Origin of the sequence: Pseudomonas sp. GM25 (assembly GCF_000282255.1) — a bacterium.
Lineage (GTDB): Bacteria > Pseudomonadota > Gammaproteobacteria > Pseudomonadales > Pseudomonadaceae > Aquipseudomonas > Aquipseudomonas aphyarum.
Window position 1 is genome coordinate 60,562 of record NZ_AKJQ01000049.1, and the last position, 19,269, is coordinate 79,830.

16 protein-coding genes are annotated in these 19,269 nt (G+C 60.1%); 6 read left to right on the top strand and 10 right to left on the bottom strand.

Annotated features, from left to right (window positions below; genetic code table 11):
- Positions 1-53 precede the first annotated feature (53 nt).
- Complete coding sequence (locus PMI24_RS20505; RefSeq protein ID WP_007957283.1) at positions 54-956, top strand: DMT family transporter; 903 nt, start codon at positions 54-56, stop codon at positions 954-956.
- Between the two features lie 4 nt (positions 957-960).
- Here PMI24_RS20505 and PMI24_RS20510 read toward each other — a convergent pair whose 3' ends face one another.
- The 4 genes from PMI24_RS20510 to PMI24_RS20525 all read right to left on the bottom strand — a co-directional run bounded on the left by PMI24_RS20510 (position 961) and on the right by PMI24_RS20525 (position 4,747).
- Complete coding sequence (locus PMI24_RS20510; protein WP_007957290.1) at positions 961-1,464, bottom strand: DUF2165 domain-containing protein; 504 nt, start codon at positions 1,462-1,464, stop codon at positions 961-963.
- A gap of 190 nt (positions 1,465-1,654) precedes the next feature.
- Positions 1,655-2,629, bottom strand: coding sequence for a 2-hydroxyacid dehydrogenase (locus PMI24_RS20515; RefSeq protein ID WP_007957291.1), 975 nt, complete (start codon positions 2,627-2,629; stop codon positions 1,655-1,657).
- A 524-nt stretch (positions 2,630-3,153) separates the two neighbouring features.
- Positions 3,154-3,615, bottom strand: coding sequence for a hypothetical protein (locus tag PMI24_RS20520; protein WP_007957292.1), 462 nt, complete (start codon positions 3,613-3,615; stop codon positions 3,154-3,156).
- 163 nt (positions 3,616-3,778) lie between these two features.
- A complete protein-coding gene (locus tag PMI24_RS20525; RefSeq protein WP_007957293.1) occupies positions 3,779-4,747 on the bottom strand; it encodes a LysR family transcriptional regulator in 969 nt (322 codons plus the stop codon).
- Positions 4,748-4,929: 182 nt separating this feature from the next.
- On the opposite strand from PMI24_RS20525, the gene PMI24_RS20530 reads away from it, so the two are divergent.
- Genes PMI24_RS20530 through PMI24_RS20545 form a run of 4 tightly spaced genes read left to right on the top strand, consistent with a single transcriptional unit; the run spans position 4,930 to position 9,711 of the window.
- Positions 4,930-6,441 carry an efflux transporter outer membrane subunit gene (locus tag PMI24_RS20530; protein ID WP_007957294.1) on the top strand — a complete coding sequence of 504 codons (1,512 nt, stop codon included), beginning with the start codon at positions 4,930-4,932 and terminating at the stop codon, positions 6,439-6,441.
- Positions 6,442-6,451: 10 nt separating this feature from the next.
- Positions 6,452-8,644 (top strand): FUSC family protein, encoded by a 2,193-nt coding sequence (locus PMI24_RS20535; protein WP_007957295.1) that lies wholly within the window; start codon positions 6,452-6,454, stop codon positions 8,642-8,644.
- Positions 8,634-8,834: a DUF1656 domain-containing protein gene (locus PMI24_RS20540; protein WP_003221811.1), complete on the top strand. Its 201-nt coding sequence runs from the start codon at positions 8,634-8,636 to the stop codon at positions 8,832-8,834. The genes PMI24_RS20535 and PMI24_RS20540 overlap by 11 nt, the downstream gene beginning before the upstream one ends.
- Positions 8,835-8,844: 10 nt before the next feature.
- Complete coding sequence (locus tag PMI24_RS20545; RefSeq protein WP_007957297.1) at positions 8,845-9,711, top strand: efflux RND transporter periplasmic adaptor subunit; 867 nt, start codon at positions 8,845-8,847, stop codon at positions 9,709-9,711.
- A gap of 122 nt (positions 9,712-9,833) precedes the next feature.
- Here PMI24_RS20545 and PMI24_RS20550 read toward each other — a convergent pair whose 3' ends face one another.
- Together PMI24_RS20550 and PMI24_RS20555 are read right to left on the bottom strand one after the other, a co-directional pair.
- A complete protein-coding gene (locus tag PMI24_RS20550) occupies positions 9,834-10,658 on the bottom strand; it encodes an SDR family oxidoreductase (protein ID WP_007957298.1) in 825 nt (274 codons plus the stop codon).
- A 35-nt stretch (positions 10,659-10,693) separates the two neighbouring features.
- A complete protein-coding gene (locus PMI24_RS20555) occupies positions 10,694-11,158 on the bottom strand; it encodes a hypothetical protein (protein WP_007957299.1) in 465 nt (154 codons plus the stop codon).
- 182 nt (positions 11,159-11,340) lie between these two features.
- On the opposite strand from PMI24_RS20555, the gene PMI24_RS20560 reads away from it, so the two are divergent.
- Positions 11,341-14,046: an RHS repeat domain-containing protein gene (locus tag PMI24_RS20560; protein ID WP_045121827.1), complete on the top strand. Its 2,706-nt coding sequence runs from the start codon at positions 11,341-11,343 to the stop codon at positions 14,044-14,046.
- An 81-nt stretch (positions 14,047-14,127) separates the two neighbouring features.
- Here PMI24_RS20560 and PMI24_RS20565 read toward each other — a convergent pair whose 3' ends face one another.
- The 4 genes from PMI24_RS20565 to PMI24_RS20580 all read right to left on the bottom strand — a co-directional run bounded on the left by PMI24_RS20565 (position 14,128) and on the right by PMI24_RS20580 (position 19,108).
- Positions 14,128-15,579, bottom strand: a complete 1,452-nt coding sequence (locus PMI24_RS20565) for a mannose-1-phosphate guanylyltransferase/mannose-6-phosphate isomerase (protein ID WP_007957301.1) — start codon at positions 15,577-15,579, stop codon at positions 14,128-14,130.
- A gap of 106 nt (positions 15,580-15,685) precedes the next feature.
- The gene (locus PMI24_RS20570; RefSeq protein WP_007957302.1) at positions 15,686-16,342 is read right to left on the bottom strand and encodes an alginate O-acetyltransferase AlgF; all 657 of its coding nucleotides are present in this window, start codon (positions 16,340-16,342) and stop codon (positions 15,686-15,688) included.
- Between the two features lie 14 nt (positions 16,343-16,356).
- Positions 16,357-17,532 (bottom strand): alginate O-acetyltransferase, encoded by a 1,176-nt coding sequence (locus tag PMI24_RS20575; RefSeq protein ID WP_007957303.1) that lies wholly within the window; start codon positions 17,530-17,532, stop codon positions 16,357-16,359.
- Positions 17,533-17,542: 10 nt separating this feature from the next.
- On the bottom strand, positions 17,543-19,108 hold the full coding sequence (locus PMI24_RS20580) for an MBOAT family O-acyltransferase (RefSeq protein ID WP_007957304.1): 1,566 nt from the start codon (positions 19,106-19,108) through the stop codon (positions 17,543-17,545).
- Positions 19,109-19,269: the final 161 nt, after the last annotated feature.

The window sequence follows — 19,269 nt, forward strand, 5'->3', positions numbered from 1 at the left end:
GCGAGGGCCGAGGGTGCAGGCGGACACTGAAAACCAATCAAGGAGTGTCTGTCATGAACCTGTCGTTGTATTTGTTGACCGTGCTGATCTGGGGCACCACCTGGATCGCCTTGAAATGGCAACTGGGCGTGGTGGCGATTCCGGTGTCGATCGTTTATCGCTTCGGTCTTGCGGCGCTGGTGTTGTTTGCGTTGTTGCTGCTCAGCCGTCGCCTGCAACCGATGAACCGGCGCGGGCATCTGATCTGCGTGGCGCAGGGGTTGTGCCTGTTCTGCGTCAACTTCATGTGTTTCCTGACTGCCAGTCAGTGGATCCCCAGCGGTCTGGTGGCGGTGGTGTTTTCCACTGCAACGTTGTGGAACGCGCTGAATGCACGGGTGTTCTTTGGTCAACGCATCGCGCGCAATGTGCTGATGGGCGCGGCGCTGGGGCTTGGCGGTCTGGGCCTGTTGTTCTGGCCGGAGCTGGCCGGGCATCACGCCAGTCCGCAAACCCTGCTCGGACTTGGCCTGGCACTCTGCGGCACCTTGTGTTTTTCGGCGGGCAACATGCTCTCGAGCCTGCAACAGAAGGCCGGCCTCAAGCCGCTGACCACCAATGCGTGGGGCATGGCTTACGGTGCGGCGATGCTGTCGGTGTGGTGCCTGGTCAAAGGTATTCCGTTCGAGATGGAATGGACGTCACGTTACATCGGCGCGCTGCTGTATCTGGTCATCCCCGGTTCGGTGATCGGCTTCACCGCGTACCTGACGCTGGTCGGCCGTATGGGGCCGGAGCGCGCGGCTTATTGCACAGTGCTGTTCCCGGTGGTGGCGCTGAACGTATCGGCCTTTGCCGAAGGCTATCAATGGACAGCGCCGGCGCTGGCGGGGCTTGTGCTTGTGATGCTGGGCAATGTGTTGGTATTTCGTAAACCTAAACCCGTTATTGAAATGATCGCTAAACCCGCACATTGAATACTCAATTGTCGATTTTCATGACCAGGAATATAAGTGCCGGGAGCAGAAAGTCGACAATACTTTGTGCCCAGGACATGGCGTTCCATTCTTTTGACTGGTCCATGTCGAACCATTCATTGCCTACGACTTGCAGGCAGAAATAATAAACAAACAGTGCTACCAGAAAACCCAGTACGGCGTATTTCTTGGCTTCGTGAAATTGCTGTTCCGATGAATTTATGTTTTTGGCAAGTTGATAGCCACCTAGCAGGCAGGCAGAAGTAAAAATCGTCTCGAGTGTCATGATCATCCAGTAGATCCGGTGATGCATGATTTCCGAGTTGATGGAGCGATATGTCAAATGACTGCCTGTCGTGTCCATGCTGAGGATATGGCCAAGGTAGATATAGTTGGAGTTGTAGTCGGTTGCATTGCTGTAAACGATCAGTGTGCCCAAAACACCCACCATGAGAACTATTGCTACTTTGCTTCTTCGAATCAATTGAGCTGTTGTCAGATTCGTCATTTGTTTTCTCCGTCAATTAAACCTGTCTCTTGGCAGGTTGTGACGGGATTCTATAGCTCGCGGAAGATAAACGGGCAAAGAGTCATTTTCAATTTGTGTAGCTTTTGAATGTGTCGCAATTAATTTGCTTGTTGGGTCGCTTATATAAACAACTAAGGCTGGACAAACTTGTGTCCAGCCTTAGTTGTATTCAGTCTTTCCAGACTTGCGGATTGACCAGATCCTGCGGGCGCTCGCCGAGCAGGGCGCTGCGCAAGTTGGCCAGCGCACGGTTGGCCATGGCTTCGCGGGTTTCATTCGTAGCCGAGCCGATGTGCGGCAAAGTCACGGCGTTTTTCAGCTGAAACAGCGGAGATTCGCTCAGCGGTTCTTTTTCGTAGACGTCGAGGCCGGCGCCGCGAATACGGTTGTTCTGCAACGCTTCGATCAGGGCCGGCTCATCGACCACCGGGCCACGGGAGATGTTCACCAGAATGGCGTCCGGCTTCATCAGTGCCAGTTCGCGGTGGCTGATCAGGTGGCGGGTCTTTTCGCTGAGCGGTACTACCAGGCAGACGAAATCGGCTTCGACCAGCAGTTGGTCAAGGCTGCGGAACTGTGCACCGAGTTCCTGTTCCAGTTCGGTCTTGCGGCTGTTGCCGCTGTAGAGAATCGGCATGTTGAAGCCGAAGCGTCCGCGGCGGGCGACGGCGGCGCCGATGTTGCCCATGCCGACGATGCCCAGGGTCTTGCCGTGTACGTCGCAACCGAACAGTGGTGCGCCGACGCTGGCCTGCCATTGGCCGGCCTTGGTCCAGGCGTCCAGTTCGGCCACGCGGCGGGCGCTACTCATGATCAGGGCGAAGGCCAGGTCAGCGGTGCTTTCGGTGAGGACGTCCGGGGTGTTGGTGAGCATGATCCCGCGTTCGTTGAAGTAGGCGAGGTCGTAGTTGTCGTAGCCGACGGAGACGCTGGAGACGACTTCAAGTTTTGCGGCGTTTTCCAGTTGGGCCTTGCCGAGTTTGCGACCGACGCCGATCAGGCCGTGGGCGTGGGGCAGGGCTTCGTTGAACTGGGCGTTGATATCGCCGTTCTTCGGGTTGGGGACGATGACGTCGAAGTCCTGTTGCAGGCGTTCGATCATGGGCGGGGTGATGCGGCTGAAGGCCAGGACTGTTTTTTTCATTGGCATTTGGCTCGGGCTTGGCGGCTGGTGTGATGCCAAGCAAGCTAACATTTCTGTTTTGGGTTGTCTTGGCGGCCTTTGGGCCGACCAGGTTCTAGGGGTTTTGGGTGAATATCCGTTGCTTCGGTTGCTGCCGCTGACGGTTTCGCCCTTACGGCGAGTCCCTTTGGCAAACGCCCCAAAGGAACCAAAGGTCTGGGCCCCGGCGTTCGGCACCTCGCTTTGGCTCGGTGTTCCTTCGTTCCGGGATTCATCCGGGTGCATCGCCTACGGTTTGCTTCGCTGCACCTCCTCTCGATGTGTTTGGCTTCGCCAAACGGCGCTGCGCGCCCACCCCCGGATGAATCCCTCCACTCAGCCGGCCGATGGGGCCGGCACGTCAAGAGCGCTACTTGAGCTAACGCTCATTGTGTTGAGTGGTCATTTGGAGGTTGTTGGGGTTTGGATGCAACATCTGACTCTATTCAATGCGTGCTTTGAGTTTCTGGTGTCAGTGTTATCTGACGCCAGTTTTGTCTGCAGCGTTATTTGTCTTCTACCAGTCCGGCCACATTAATTTCTCCACTTGCCGTATACACTGGCTGACCTTCATAGGCTTTGAACTCAATAGCAAAAGTCGCCTTGAGAATCCCCGAGGTCAAACTGAATTCAGTTATATCGATGTGGCCAGACGAGGGGTCTGAAAGGTAAGTCAATCCCCTCCAGTCATTGTCTTGATCGACATCGGTGCGATTCCAGACAACAGGTGGTTCCGGGCTGCCAGCGCTCCCGAACAAGTACATTCCCGGCTTGAGGTCATCTTGCAAAGTCAGATTCAAGCCGGTTTGGGTTCCCAACTTATCGACCGCCTGGACGCTGTGCAGAACAACTTTTTTGTTGCCATGGGCAAAAAAACGGGGAGTTCCTGAATAGTTTGGGTAGGCGTAGCCATTGCCAATGGTGGCGGTCACAGTGCCACTGCCTGACTCGGGTATTTGCTTGGTCATACTCTGATCCCTCAAGGAAAAAGTTGATGTGCCAGGCAAGTCTTCTCTCTCGAGCAACAGCGGTCTACTGTCAGATCTGACAGGTGAGCCTTCAAACCTTAGATTGCTTGGCTATTGTCAAATTCGTTCAGGCAATCTTTTGCTTGTAAGCCGTTGCATCACTTCAATTTGCCACCCTGACTCCCGCCAGACTCCCACTCATCTCATAAGCCGCCAACTCGGCCTGATGCCCCGCCAATATCTCCGGCAACGACCCACGCAGGTATTCAACCCAGGTCTTGATCTTCGCATCCAGATACTGCCGCGACGGGTAGATCGCGTACAGGTTCAGTTCCTGCGAGCGGTAATTCGGCATCACCCGCATCAGCGAGCCGTTGCGCAAGCCTTCAATCGCGGCGTACACCGGCAACACGCCGACGCCCATCCCACTGGTGATCGCGCTTTTCATCGCGTCGGCGGAGTTCACCAGGAAGGGGGAGCTGTTGATGGTGACCATTTCCTGGCCATCAGGGCCGTCGAAGGCCCATTTTTCCAGGGGGATCACCGGGCTCACCAGGCGCAGGCAGGCGTGGTTCAGCAGGTCGCTGGGTTTTTGTGCGCAGCCGTTGGCTTTCACGTAGGCCGGGGAGGCGCAGACGATGCTGTAGGTTATGCCCAGGCGTTGCGAGACGAAGCCCGAGTCCGGCAGTTCGCGGGCCAGGACGATGGACACGTCGTAGCCTTCGTCGAGCAGGTCCGGCACGCGGTTGGCCATGGTCAGGTCGAAGGTCACGTCCGGGTGGGTCTTGCGGTAGCGGGCGATGGCGTCGATCACGAAGTGCTGGCCGATGCCGGTCATGGTGTGCACTTTCAACTGTCCGGCCGGGCGGGCGTGGGCTTCGCTGGCTTCGGCTTCGGCCTCTTCGACGTAGGCGAGGATCTGCTCGCAGCGCAGCAGGTAGCGCTTGCCGGCTTCGGTGAGCGCGATGCGGCGTGTCGTGCGGTTGAGCAGGCGGGTTTGCAGGTGGGCCTCAAGGTTGGAGACCGCGCGCGAGACGTTGGCGGTGGTGGTGTCGAGTTGCACGGCGGCGGCGGTGAAGCTGCCGGCTTCGGCCACACAACTGAAGGCGCGCATGTTTTGCAAAGTGTCCATGGGGTGCTCTCAAGGGAGATGGCAAATTGTGACACGAAGTTTCAGGGGCTGAGACCCCCGACCAAGGGATTATCTCGTTAACGGTAACAAAGATTCACAGGATTCCCAGCTTATCGCCGTAATGGCGCCCCCCTAGAATTGCGCCCACCTCGAAACATCTCCCACCTCAGGAATTCGCAGCAGTGCCGCGTCGCATCAACAGAGCGCTTTTGCCGCTCAGTGTTCTGGCTCTTTCGTTAGGTCTCGGCGGCTGCATTGGAACCGGAGGGATTGCCCCGCAGGGCAAGGCTCTGGAGGCCAATGAACTGGCCACCGACGAGGCCATCGCCCACGCCGCCCGTGACGCAAACTGGCCCACCGCCCAATGGTGGCAAGCCTATGGCGACCTGCAACTCAATCATTGGATCGACCTTGCCGTGCAAGGCAGCCCGACCATGGCCATGGCTGCCGCGCGAGTGCGTCAGGCCCGGTCCATGGCCGGTGTCGCCGAAGCCGCCGAGTCGTTGCAGATCAATGGCGAGTCGACCCTCAAGCGTCACAACTGGCCGACCGACCAGTTCTACGGTCCCGGTGAGCTGGCCAACAGCACCACCTGGGACAACAACGCCGCGCTGGGTTTCAGTTACGCCCTCGACCTCTGGGGCCGTGAAAGCAACAGCACCGAGCGGGCCGTCGATCTGGCGCACATGAGCGCTGCCGAGGCGCGTCAGGCGCAGCTCGAATTGCAGAACAACATCGTGCGCGCCTACATCGAGTTGTCGCTGCACTACGCGCAGCGCGACATCGTGGCGGCGACGCTCAAGCAGCAACAGCAGATTCTCGAGCTGGCGCAGAAACGCCTGAACGGCGGGATCGGTACGCACTTCGAGGTCAGTCAGGCTGAAACCCCGCTGCCGGAAACCCATCGGCAACTGGATGCACTGGACGAAGAGATCGCCCTGAGCCGCAACCAGATCGCGGCATTGGCCGGCAAAGGCCCGGGCGCTGGCGCGCAGTTGCAGCGTCCGACCCTGTCATTGGGCGCGGCACTGAAGCTGCCTTCGGCATTGCCCGCCGAACTGCTCGGCCAGCGTCCGGACGTGGTCGCCAGTCGCTGGCAAGTGGCGGCGCAGGCGCGCGGGATAGAAGTCGCGCATGCCGGGTTCTATCCCAACGTCGATCTGGTTGGCAGCCTCGGCTACATGGCCACTGGCGGTGGGGCGCTGGAGTTCCTGACCGGCAAGAAGCTCAACTACAACGTCGGGCCGGCGATCTCGCTGCCGATCTTCGACGGCGGGCGACTGCGCGCCGAACTCGGTGAAGCCTCGGCGGGTTATGACATTGCCATCGCGCATTACAACCAGACCCTGGTCAATGCGCTGAAGAACATCTCGGACCAGTTGATCCGCCGCGAGTCGATGGACAAGCAGCAGACGTTCGCCGCCGAATCCGTGGCTACCGCGCAGAAGACTTACGACATCGCGATGATCGCCTACCAGCGCGGCCTCACCGATTACCTCAACGTGCTCAACGCCCAGACCCTGCTGTTCAAGCAGCAGCAGGTCGAGCAGCAGGTGCAGGCGGCGCGCTTGAGTGCCCATGCGGAACTGGTGACGGCATTGGGTGGCGGTCTTGGTGCGGGTAAAGACGTACCGACTTTTGAGCAGACCGCCGCCCCGAAAACCCCGGCCCTTCTTCAAGCCCTCGACCACTGAGCAAGCCTTAATGACTCCCTTGCCCGCACCTTTGCGCTGGCTCTACTCCCTGGAATGGCGCCGGGGTTTCTTCGACTGGGCGCGCAGCGACGGCGTGACCTGGGTCTATATCTTCAAGGTGTTGATCGCCGCGTTCCTGACCCTGTGGCTGGCAATGCGCCTGGAACTGCCGCAACCGCGCACGGCGATGATCACCGTGTTCATCGTCATGCAGCCGCAGAGCGGCCAGGTGTTCGCCAAGAGTTTCTATCGCTTCCTCGGCACCCTGGCCGGGTCGGCGATGATGGTCACGCTGATTTCCCTGTTCGCCCAGAACACCGAATTGTTCCTCGGTTCGCTGGCGATCTGGGTCGGCATCTGCTCGGCCGGCGCCGCCCGCTGCCGCAACTTCCGCGCCTACGGTTTTGTGCTGGCCGGCTACACCGCCGCGATGGTCGGTTTGCCGGCGCTCGCCCATCCTGACGGTGCGTTCATGGCGGCGGTGTGGCGGGTGCTGGAAATTTCGCTGGGGATTCTCTGCTCGACCCTGGTCAGTGCCGCGATCCTGCCGCAAACCGCCAGCGCGGCGATGCGCAACGCCTTGTATCAGCGCTTCGGTGTGTTCGCCCTGTTCGTCACCGATGGCCTGCGCGGGCGCAGCAAACCGGAGTCGTTCGAGGCCAGCAACGTGCGTTTCATCGCCGAAGCGGTGGGGCTGGAAGGACTGCGCAGCGTGACCGTGTTCGAAGACCCGCACATGCGTCGGCGCAACGGTCGACTCAGTCGCCTGAACAGCGAATTCATGGGCATCACCACCCGTTTCAACGCCTTGCACCAGTTGCTCGAACGCCTGCGCCGCAACGGCGCCGACCATGTGGAAGCGGCAATCAAACCGGGTCTGCAGGACTTGGCCGAAGTGCTCGACGGTTTCAGCGGCCGCGCCCTGACCAGCCCGGATGCGGCGCGTCTGGTGCTGGCGCTCGCGGCCTACAAGGAAGGCTTGCCGGCGCGGGTGCGCAGCCTGCGGGCGATCTTCCAGGAGAGCGAGCCGAGCGACGCCGAGCAGCTGGATTTCCACACTGCATACGAGCTGCTTTATCGCTTCGTCGATGACCTGCACAGTTATGCACAGACCCACGCCTCGCTGGCCGATCACAGCCACGAACGCGAGCGCTGGAACGAACCGTTCACCCCGCAAACCAGCTGGTGGGCAGCAGCGGCTTCGGGGATTCGTGCCGCATTCATTCTGGTCGTGCTCGGCAGTTACTGGGTCGCCACCGCGTGGCCGAGTGGCGCGACCATGACCCTGATCGCCGCCGCCACTGTTGGCCTGTCGGCGGCGACACCGAACCCGAAACGCATGGCGTTCCAGATGGCGTGCGGCACGTTCCTCGGGGCGCTGATCGGCTTCGTCGAGATGTTTTTCATCTTCCCGTGGATCGACGGTTTTCCGTTGTTGTGCGTGATGCTCGCGCCGGTGATCGTGCTCGGTTCGTTCCTCGCTTCGCGGCCGCAATACGCCGGCGTCGGCCTCGGTCTGTTGATCTTCTTCAGCACCGGTTCGGTGCCGGACAACCTGACGATCTACAACCCCTACACCTTCATCAACGATTACATCGCGATGGTCATGGGCATGCTGGTCTGCGCAGCAGCGGGGGCGATCATTCTGCCGCCGAACAGCCGCTGGTTGTGGCAGCGCCTGGAGCAGGACCTGCGCGGGCAAGTAGTGTACGCGATCAGCGGCAAACTCAAGGGCCTGGCGTCGAGCTTCGAAAGCCGTACCCGCGACTTGATGCATCAGGCTTATGGTCTGGCGGCCGGTCAGCCGCTGGTGCAGAAAAACCTGTTGCGCTGGATGTTCGTGGTGCTGGAAGTCGGCCACGCGATCATCGAGTTGCGCAAGGAGCAGGCGATCCTGCCAGTGCATCCGGCGTATGCCGAATCCCAGCCGTGGCGCCAGGCAATCCGGGTCATGGGGCGCTCGCTGGTGCGGCTGTTCCTGCAACCGAATTCGAGCAATCTGGAACGCGCACTGGTGGCGGTCGATCACGCGATCAGTCGGGTCGCCGCCACTGACGAGCCGTTCGCACCGCACTTCGATACCTCGGCCCTGCGTCGGGTGAAAAGCTACCTGCACTTCATCCGCACCTCGTTGCTCGACCCGCAATCGCCACTCGCTGCCTACGCCATCGCCAAGCCCGAAGGACTTGCCCATGCCTCGTGAAATCGCCTTCCACGGCGTGTACATGCCGACCATGACCCTGATGTTTTTCGTCGCTGCGGCACTGGCCTGGGCGCTGGACCGGTTCCTCTCGGGGTTCGATCTGTATCGCTTCTTCTGGCACCCGGCGCTGCTGCGCCTGAGTCTGTTTACCTGTCTGTTCGGCGCCATGGCGCTGACTGTCTACCGTTGAGAACGTTCTGATGAAAAAGTTTTTCAGCCTGCTCGCGACCCTGCTGGTGCTGGCCCTGGCGTTGTGGATCGGCCGCACGTTGTGGGAGCACTACATGAACACCCCGTGGACCCGCGACGGCCGGGTGCGCGCCGACATCATCAACGTCGCCGCCGACGTCACCGGTGAAGTGGTCGACGTGCCGGTGCGCGACAACCAGTTGGTGAAAAAAGGCGATCTGCTGATGCAGATCGACCCCGAGCACTACCGCCTCGCGGTGAAACAGGCGCAGTCGCTGGTGGCTTCACGCAAGGCCACGTGGGAGATGCGCAGGGTCAACGCCCATCGCCGCGCCGACATGGACGCATTGGTGATCTCCAAGGAAAACCGCGACGACGCCAGCAACATCGCCGACTCCGCACTGGCCGATTACCAACAGGCCCAGGCGCAACTCGAAGCCGCCGAACTCAACCTCAAACGTACCGAAGTGCGGGCGGCGGTGGACGGCTACGTGACCAACCTCAACGTCCATCGCGGCGATTACGCGCGCATCGGCGAATCGAAAATGGCCGTGGTCGACATGAACTCGTTCTGGGTCTACGGCTTCTTCGAAGAAACCAAACTGCCCCACGTGCGGGTCGGCGATAAAGCCGACATGCAGCTGATGAGCGGCGAAGTCCTGAAGGGCCACGTGGAGAGCATTTCCCGCGGCATCTACGACCGCGACAACCCGGAAAGCCGCGAGCTGATTGCCGATGTGAACCCGACCTTCAACTGGGTGCGGCTGGCGCAACGGGTGCCGGTGCGGATTCACATCGATGAAGTGCCGGAAGGGGTGCTGCTGGCAGCGGGGATTACCTGCACCGTGGTGGTGAAGCAGGACGCTGTGGATAACTGACAGACCGAGTCGCTGCAAATCGCGAGCAGGCTCGCTCCCACAGATATCACGGCGCCTGAACATCTTGAGCGCGCCTCAATACCTGTGGGAGCGGGCATGCCCGCGATGGGGCCGACTCGGTCTCAGAGTTTCCCGCGCAAGCCGAAGCGTTTCATCAAGGTCGATTCCAGCAACCCTTTCGGCAGCAACGTCGCCAGCAACGGCAACGCCCGGCTGCCATTGCCGATGCGGATCAGCCGTGGTGGTTTGTTCTGCTGTACCGCCTTGAGCAACTCGGCGGCAAAGTCGCTGGCCGGCGTTGGTTTGTCCTGCGAAGCCTTGGCCCGCGCCCGGATGCCTTCACGCAACGGAAACCACGGTGATTGTTCGTTGATCAGTTGTTCGGCCTCATAGCCGGCATTCTTGGCGAAGCTCGATTGAATCGCCCCCGGCTGCACTTCCAGCACGCGAATCCCGAACGGCCCCAGCTCCATGCGCAACGCATCGCTCAACGCATGCACTGCCGCTTTCGACGCGCAATACGCCCCGGCAAATGGCGTGACCAGCACCCCGGAAACACTACCGACATTCACCACCAGGCCCTTGGCCCGGCGCAGCACCGGGAACAACGCACGGGTCACGCCGACTATCGAAAACACGTTGGTTTCGAACTGGCGCTGCATGGCCGGAACACCGCCATCGAGCAGCGGCCCCATGGCGCCGTAACCGGCGTTGTTGATCAATACGTCGAGGCCGCCGTGTTGCTGGTTGATCCGCTCGGCGAGTTGTTCCAGCGCTGCATTGTCATTGACGTCGAGCTGCACGGCCGTGAACCCGGCCGCGGCGAGTGCCGCGACATCTTCAGCCTTGCGCGCACTGGCCCAGACCTCGTAGCCGGCGCTTTTGAAGGCATCGGCGAGGGCGCGGCCGATGCCGCTGGAACAACCGGTAATCAACGCGACGGGCATGGCGCATTCCTTGTGCAAAAGAGTGGGAGAGGGGATCAGTCGGAGAAACTACCCTGCAATCGCTCGGCGCGAAACTCCAGGGTTTGCGGGCGATAACCAGGACGCAACGGCGGCATCGGCAGGCAGTCTTCCCAGTTGCCGCCGGGCTGCAATTCGCCGGGACCGCGATAGCGCGGGGCGGCGTATTGATTGTCGGCCAGATTCACGGTGTCGCCCGGCGCGTACGCCGCAATGCGCCAGCGCAGTTCGGTCAGCGGCACGTCGTTGCCGTTGTTCATCTTGAGCAGCAGCGGGCGGTCGGCAGGGCAGTGTTCGGGGGCATAGACGATGCGCAGTTCCAGGCGCGCCAGTTGCTTGACTTCGCGGTTGTCCAGCCACACCACCCACATCGCCACCAGCCCGAGGCCGACGGCGGCGGCCATGGACACCGGCAAGGCCTTGGCCGGGTAGCGCAACAGCAGGATCAGCCAGGTGATGACCAGCAAGACGCCGATGAACATGTTCGAACGCTCCTTGAACTCGTGATGACCATCCTACCGAAGGGGCGCGGGAATGGACATTCACGGATTGAGCGCAGTGCCGTTGGTCGGGACTGTAATTTCTGACAGTAGCCGGATCAGCGCTGAGCCTGCTCAGATGCCAGAGCTACAAAGAACGCCGGTCGCGCGAGGATGCACGGTTAATGAGCTTGCATATCAATACGCCGAGGATGTCTGTGTTCGAGCCGCGCGGCTTAGAGGTTCGCACGGTCGACTATCATCGAGCCATCGAGAGCGGGACGGTAGAGTCCCGGATCAACCGCATCCTGCATGATTCTGCGGGGCGTGCGGTAAAACACTGGGACCCGCGGCTTTGGCTGTCGCAAGCCGGCGACCCGCTGACGCCGGCCAATCTGACGCAGGTGTTTGCTCTGGACGCCACGGTGATTCGTTCGGACAGTGTCGATGCCGGTACCCAAATCGAGTTGAAGGGACTCGCTGCACAAACGATGTTCAGTTGGGACAGCCGTCAGACGCAGCGCGAGATCGAGCACGACAATCTGTTGCGCCCCGTCGCGATATTCGAAGAGGGAAAGGGCGAGCCTCGGCGTTGTGTCGAGCGCCTGACCTACGGTCATCCCGGCAGCGGGGATCAGTCGCGTAACCAGTTCGGTCAACTGATTCGTCATGACCATCCAGCCGGCAGCGTGCTGTTCAGCGCGTTTGCAATCATCGGCTCATGCACTGAAGACACCCGCCACTTTACGCAGGAACCGCTGACACCCGACTGGCCGGAGCAGGAGGCGGATCGCCCGCAATTGTTAGAGCCTGGCGTCGGTGCAACATCGCGGTGGCGCCATGGTGCGCTGGGCGATGTGCTGGAGCAGACGGATGCCCGAGAGAACCGGCATACATTTGCGCTGACCGTCGATGGCCACTTGCACGAGCGCCGCTTGCGGTTGAAGGGGGAGCCTGAGCAGATCCTGGTTACTGACATTCGCTACAACGCGCAAGGCAATGTCACGCAGGAAACCGCCGGCAACGGTGTGCACACCACCCGGATTTATCGCGCCGAAGACGATCGCCTGTCAGGCCTTCGATCTGAAGACGCTCAGGGGCGAGTGCTGCAACACCTGAGTTATGAATACGACAGGATGGGGAATGTGTTGAGTATCGAAGACAAGGCACTGCCGATCCGTTACTTTGCCAACCAGCGCATCGAGCCGGTCAGCCGCTTTGTCTACGACAGTCTTTACCAGTTGATCATGGCTTTCGGCTGGGAAGCCGGCACTGTCAGTCAGGGCCCGCAATCGATGGGGCGCATCGACCCTTCGGCGATCAGCAACTATCAGCAGACTTACGAATATGATCCCGGCGGCAACCTGCGCAACCTGATTCATGTCGGCCCGCAAAGTCATGGGCGCAAACTGCAACCGGCGAGTTACAGCAACCGTAGCCTGTCATACGAAGACAAGCCGCCCACCGATGCACAAATCGAAGCCGCCTACGACCGCAGAGGCAACCTGCAGCAGTTGGAACCGGCGCGGATGCTGAACTGGAACTTGCGCAACCAACTGCAATCGGTCAGCCCGGTGGAGCGTGCCTCCGGGCTCAACGACCAGGAGGTCTACCTCTACGATGGCAGCAGTCAGCGGGCACGCAAGATTCGTTCGTTGTTAACCAATGCCCGAACCCTGATTGCCGATGTGCACTATTTGCCTGGACTGGAATTGCGCACCGACAACGGTACCGGTGAACGGTTGCAGGTCATCATTGCCGACAACGTTCGGGTACAGCACTGGGAGAGCCCGCCGCCTTCGGGACTCAACAATTGGTATCGATACCAACATGCCGATCACCTGGGTTCGGTCAGTCTGGAAACCGCCGATGGCGGTGCGATGATCAGCCGCGAAACGTTTCACCCTTTCGGTACCAGCGCCTGGCAGGACGGTGAATTCAGCTACAAATACATGCGTTACTCGGGCAAGGAGCGCGATGCCAGCGGGCTTGATTACTACGGTTACCGCTACTACATCTCGTGGTTGCAAAAATGGAGCAATCCGGATCCGGCAGGTGTGGAGGCAGATGGCATCAATCTTTTCCGAATGGTGAGAAATAATCCGTTGACGTTTTTTGACGAGCAAGGCGAGGAATCAAAGTCCCATTCGGCGGTACGCACGGCCATCGAGATTTTTGAATCGTACAAGGACAATTACAGCGATACGGACAGAGTGAAGCCCTACACGATGATGAATGACATAACCGAAGGCAAGCTCAAGTTCAAAACTACAAAGGCACCACCTGCGGTGCTCGAAAAGACCAAAAACTTGAAATTTACCTTGCGTCATTACTCTTACAACTTCGCGACGAAGGGCGCGGCACCGTCACATATGGACATCAAGTCAAACTTTTCTCTGGTCAACAGCAAATTGAAGGCGTTGGGTGGAAAAGGTGGCAATACCAGCGAAAAGGATTGGACCAAGGCTGGCAATATGGGATTCACCTTCTTTCTTTTATCCATAAACGGAGAAGTGAACGAGCGCAGATTTCTAGCGGGCATGACGCATTTTGCAGAGTATGACCTTGAGGACGACAATGCACTCAGGAGCGCCTTTGGTGACAGCTACGACAGCCTGGAGTTTTTTGCTTCTCCGGATGTACTAGATCCGAAGCACTCATCCGACTTGAGCGCAGTTCCGATGATCAAAGGCCGATTGAAAGAGTTGAAGGCATTGCTGATAGGCAATTCGGGAATCAGTCCCGTGCAGGTGGGAAGAATGAATGCACGGACAATGCTGGACAGTCTCGACAAGTCATTCCACGGAACGCTTGAAATCAAAACTCCTGGATCGGTAAAAGTCAGTACCTGGCATAAAAAAGTACAGGCCGGCGCTTCCAAGGCTGCATGAGCGTCAGCAAGAAGCCCCCGCCCAACCCGCTGCGGATAGGGGACGCAGCGGGCTGGACGGGGGCTTCTTATTGCGGAACGCTTACTGCGCGATGGTTTTCACCGACACGCCGCGTTCGATCGGGGTCGAGCGACCGTAGATGTCCTCGAAGCGCTCGATATCGTCTTCGCCCAGGTACGAGCCCGACTGCACTTCGATGATTTCCAGCGGGATCTTGCCCGGGTTGCGCAGGCGATGCACAGAGGCGATCGGGATGTAGGTCGACTGGTTCTCGCAGAGCAGGAACACGTTTTCATCGCAGGTCACTTCGGCGGTGCCGCTGACCACGATCCAGTGTTCGGCGCGGTGGTGGTGCATCTGCAGCGACAGGCACGCGCCCGGCTTGACCGTGATGTGCTTGACCTGGAAGCGACCGCCCATGTCCACCGAATCGTAGGAGCCCCACGGACGGTAGACCTCAAGATGGTTCTGGGTTTCGCTGCGGCCCTGCTCGTTGAGGGTGTTGACCATCTGCTTGACGCCTTGGACCTTGTCCTTGTGGGCGATCATCATGGCGTCCTTGGTTTCGACCACCACGATGTTTTCCAGACCGATCACCGACACCAGTTTGCCGTTGCCGTGGATCATGCAGTTCTTGCTGTCCTGGATCACCACGTCGCCCTTGCTGACGTTGCCGTTGGCGTCCTTCTCGTTGACTTCCCACAGCGACGACCAGCAACCGACATCGCTCCAGCCGGCAGTCAGCGGCACCACGCAGGCGCGCTGGGTTTTTTCCATCACCGAGTAGTCGATGGAGTTGTCCGGGCAGCAGGCGAAGGTGGCTTCGTCGAAGGTGATGGTGTCGTTGTCCTGAGCGCTGCGCTCAAGGGTCAGCAGGCAGGTGTCGTAGATGTCCGGATCGTGCTTTTTCAGCTCTTCGAGGAAGCGGCTGGCGCGGAACAGGAACATGCCGCTGTTCCAGTAGTAACCGCCGGACTCGACGTACTCGGTGGCGCGTTTGACGTCGGGTTTCTCCACGAAGTGCGAGACGCGGCTGACGCCTTCCGGCAACAGCGAATCGCCGGTGGACTTGATGTAGCCGTAACCGGTTTCCGGTTTGGTGGCCGGTACGCCGAACAGCACCATCTCGCCGTTTTCGGCGGCGACGGTGGCCAAGGCGAGGGCGCGTTGCAGGGCTTTCTGGTCTTCGAGGACGTGGTCGGCCGGCAGCACCAGCATCAGTTCGTCGCGACCTTCGTTGACCAGCATCATCGCGGTCAGCGCCACGGCCGGCGCGGTGTTGCGACCGAACGGCTCCATCAGGATGCGCTGGCATTCGAGGTTCCGGTTGCTCAGCTGCTCGTTGACGATGAAGCGGTGATCCTTGTTGCAGACCACGATCGGGGTGTCCATGCCTTCGAACACCAGACGCTCGAGGGTTTGCTGGAACAGCGTGTGTTCGCCGGTCAGGGCGAGGAATTGCTTGGGAAACTGCTTGCGCGAAAGCGGCCAAAGACGTGAGCCGCTACCACCTGACAAGATCACCGGAATCATATTGTTTACTCCATAAAATCGATTGGGTCAGAGCCACGAACGTTGTGTCGTTTCACTCTTATTGTTATTCCGTGCCGGGCAGCGACGGCTGCCCGGTTTCATGTGCTTAGCGGGTCGATACCGGGCGTTTCACCCAGACTGGCGACAGATTGCTGCCGTTGCCGGTGACGTACAGCACTGCTGCCTCACCGCGCTCCAGTGCGACCGGTTTCACGTCGCCGACTTTCTTGTCGCCTTCGTACAGCGCGAGGCTGACTTTCACCGGGTTGATTTCACGCTCGCCACGGCCCTTGGCGGCTACGTTCGGCACTACGTCGGTCTTGCCGTCGGCGGTCTTCAGGGTCAGCGGCTTGTCGCTGAGGTTCTGCACGCGCACCAGGGATTTCTGCTTGTTCTTGAACGGTGGCTCTTCGATCAGCTGCGGCGCGCCGGAAGCGTTGTTGACCAGGGTGTAGTAATGGTCACCGGCGAGTTTCACCGGCAGGGTCTGGCTGCCGACCTTGGCGCTGTAGTCGCCGCCCGGCATGAAGCTGAAGTCACTGCTGGCCAGCGGCGCGACGTCGCTCAGATTGGTGCTGCCGACGGTGGCGCTGACTTCAGCGTTGCTGGCGTTGTAGACGCGCACGAAGGTCGAGCCTTTCGGTGCAGTCGGGCCGTACAGCGCGGCGTCGCCACCGGCGAAGGCTTGGACCGACAGAGCGCTCAGACCCGCAACCAGAGCAATGCGTTTTGCGAGACGACGAGGAGTAGTAGTGAAAGTCATGGTGTACCTCTCTTTCAGTTTTGCGCCCGATCGGGCGTCTCGGATTTAGTGTTGATTGCTACGTTTTGTTGGCGCGCGCCGGCTTGTTTAAGCTCTGCGACCCACTGCGGGTCGGCGTCGCCGATTTCGTTGTTCACAGGCAGATATCGTTCAGGAAACTCCCAGATCAGCACCTGTGGCGGGCTGTTCTTGAAGTCGTCGCTTTTCAGGTAGCTGAGCATCGGCAGGATCGGGCCGTGGCCGTCTTCTGCGTAGTTGACGACGTCGCTGTGCAGCGCTTGCTTGAGCGCACCGACGAAGTTCCAGTTGGGGTTGGCGCTGTAGCTGGTGCCGATCAGCGCAACCGGCACTTCGCTGTTGGCGAACAGCGCGTCGTCACCGGCAGGCTGCTCGGCGGCGGCCACGGTGTTGCGCTTTTGCAGCGGCTCTTGCGCCGGCATCAGGTTTTCGAACAGCGGATCCAGCGGCAGGAACAGACGCAGGTCGCCCTTGTGCGTGACCTTCTCCGCCGGGGTGGTGACGAAACGCTGCGGCTCGCCGCTGAGCGGGAACTTGTCAGCGATGGTCTTGGCCAGGGTGTTGGCGGCGATTTCCGCGCCTTCCGGGGTCCAGTGGGTGTCGGTGCGCAGGAACACCTGCTGACCGTTCTGCTTGGCGGCTTGCAGCGGGCCGAGCAGGTCGGGGGCGAGGATCTTGTCCGCCGCGACACGGGCGTGGAAGTCCTGATAAAGGTTGGCGTGGATGCTCGCCGGTTTCACTTCACCCAGGTGTTCCGGGTACAGGCGAACCTTGGCCGGCACGATCGCCATCACCAGTTTCACGCCTTTCTCTTTAAGGGTCTGGCGCACGCCTTCGACCAGCGCGTAGTTGCCTTGCAGGTTGAGCTCTTCGTTGACGATCGGGTTGAATTCCTCATCGCTGTACAACCACTGATCGCGACCGAGCACCACGCCCGGACGACCTTCGTTGAACAGTTTGAAATCCAGCGCGGCCCAGAGATTGGTGCCCAGGCGCTTGATCGGGAATTCATCGTCGTAGTGGGTTTCCACGGCTTTGGTCCAGCGGCCGTTGAGCACCGTCGCGTCGGCGTTGGTGCTGAAGCCGAAGAAGCTGCGCACCGACCACAGACCGAGCACCAGCAGGGTCACCAGAAACAGCGCGATGTAGAAGATGCGTAATGAGCGGGTCATGTCAGATCCCTCAGAACTGGAAGTAAAGGAACGGCGAGAAGCTTTGCGCCGAGAGTTTGAGAATCGAGGCGATGAACAGCAGCAGGATCAGTCCGCGCATCACGTAGCGCGACCAGTCCGCCGTCCAGTACGCCGGTTGCACCTGGGCTTCAACGCCAACGGTGTAGCCAGGCTCGTGGATGCTCGCCGGGTTTTCGCCGGGCGCAGCTTTGATCATTCCCGGGGTCGCCGTGGCGGGGCTGTTGGCCTCAACGTTGACTTCAGGTTTGCTCTTGGCTGGCGGCTGATTGGTGTACAGATCACGCAGGCCGAAGAACGCCAGGGTCACGTAAGCCACAACGAGGGTCGCGACTTGCAGACCGGTGAGGCTGGCCTGGTTGAGTTCCGACAGCGACCAGTCGCCGAAGCTGAACATCGCGCCGTACATGCGGCCGGCAACGTGCAGGTTTTCTGCGCGGAAGATCACCCAGCCCATGACTACCAGCAGGAAGGTCAGCGCCCAGCGGATCGGGTTGAGGCTGCGCGGCGAGGTATTCAGGCCCAGCGCTTTTTCAATCGCCAGCCACATGCCGTGCCACGCACCCCAGACGATGTAGGTGATGTTCGCGCCGTGCCACAGACCACCGAGCAGCATGGTCAGGAACAGGTTGCGATAGGTCATCAGCGTGCCTTTACGGTTACCGCCGAGGGTGATGTAGAGGTAGTCACGCAGCCACGTCGACAGGCTGATGTGCCAGCGGCGCCAGAACTCGGTGATCGACTGGCTGATGTACGGCTGTTTGAAGTTTTCCATGAAGCGGAAACCCATCATCAAGCCCAGACCGATGGCCATGTCGCTGTAACCGGAGAAGTCGAAATACAGCTGCGCGGTGTAGGCCAGCGCGCCGAGCCAGGCATCGCCCGTGGTCGGGTTTTGCAGGGCGAAGCAATGGTCGGCGACCACGGCGAGGGTGTCGGCGATGAAGACCTTCTTGATGAAACCCTGCATGAACCGCGTGCAGCCCTCGGAGAACTTGTCGAGGGTGTGGGTGCGGTTGTTGAACTGGTCGGCCAGGTCGCGGAAACGCAGCACGGGACCGGCGATCAGGTGCGGGAAGATCGCCACGAACGCCGCGAAGTCGATCAGGTTGCGGGTCGCCGGGGTGTCGCCGCGGTAGACGTCGATGATGTAGCTGATCGACTCGAAGATGTAGAACGAGATACCGATCGGCAACAGCACGTGGGTCAGGATGAACGGCTCGAGACCGACCGACGTCATCATTGCGTTGATGCTGTCGACGCCGAAGTTGGCGTACTTGAAGTAGCCGAGAATGCACAGGTCCACCGCCACGCCGAGCAGCAGCCAGCGCTGGGCCGGTTTGGTGCGCACGCCGGCGGCGCCGACTTTGAGGCCGATCCAGTAGTTCCACAGGGTGACGCCGGCGAACAGCGCCAGGAAGTCCACCCGCCACCACGCGTAGAACACGTAGCTGGCGATCAGCAGCAGCAGGTTGCGATAGCGTTGCCCGCTCAGGTAGTACAAGCCGAGAAAGATCGGCAAGAACAGAAACAGGAACACGTTGGATGAAAATACCATCCCGATCTCTCCATGTTTGAACCAACAGTCAAGGGCCAAAGCCCCCCCAAACCCCCCGCTGAAAACTGGAGAGCTACGATCGTTCCCACGCTCTGCGTGGGAATGCCTCAATGGACGCTCTGCGTCCGCTTCGGAATGGGACGCGGAGCGTCCCGGGCTGC